Raw genomic sequence first — 720 nt, 5'->3', positions numbered from 1 at the left:
TTATAAGTTCATTAAAAACAAGAGAAAAGAAATTGGATTTGTATCATCAAGAAATTCTTTCGTGGTTAATGGAACATCCTGATTTAACAGGTGCTCAAGTATTTGATTGGTTGGAGGAGAAATTAGAATTTAAAGATGTAAGTGAAAATACTGTTAGAAATTATTTAAATGAGATGAGAGATTTTTATCATATTCCGAGGGTAAAGGTAGGCCGTACCTATTCGGCTGTTCCAGAGCTTCCCGTGGGCAAACAAGCCCAAGTAGATTTTGGTCAAACGGTTGTTAAAAATCATCAAGGAGTAAATAAACGACTTTATTTTATTGCCTTTGTCCTGTCCCATTCCCGCTTTAAATATATTGAGTGGCTCGATCGGCCTTTTCGAACAGCAGATGTCATCAAGATGCATGAGAATGCTTTTCATTATTTTGCGGGAATGCCAGAGGAAATGGTATACGATCAAGATGCCTTACTGTCAGTAAGTGAAAATGCAGGTGACCTAATTATGACGTCAGAATTTACCAAGTATCATCAAGCTCGTCAATTCAAAATTTATCTCTGCAGAAAAAGCGATCCAGAGTCCAAAGGTAAAATTGAACAGGTGGTCAAATTTGTTAAAAACAACTTCAGTAAGAACCGGATTTTCGGAAATATTGAAGACTGGAATCACTCTTGCCTTGCATGGTTGAAACGGACAGGCAATTATAAGGTACACCATAATA

General features: G+C 36.7%; 1 pseudogene. It reads left to right on the top strand.

Annotation, left to right across the window (positions count from 1 at the left end):
- Window positions 1-32: 32 nt before the first annotated feature.
- Window positions 33-720: pseudogene (locus KH400_RS20780) on the top strand (DDE-type integrase/transposase/recombinase); the annotation flags it as partial.

The sequence above is a fragment of the Desertibacillus haloalkaliphilus genome, assembly GCF_019039105.1.
In the GTDB taxonomy this organism is placed as follows: Bacteria; Bacillota; Bacilli; order Bacillales; family KJ1-10-99; genus Desertibacillus; species Desertibacillus haloalkaliphilus.
The sequence above is the reverse complement of the archived record's forward strand: the minus strand, read 5'-3'. Positions and strand labels throughout refer to the sequence as shown.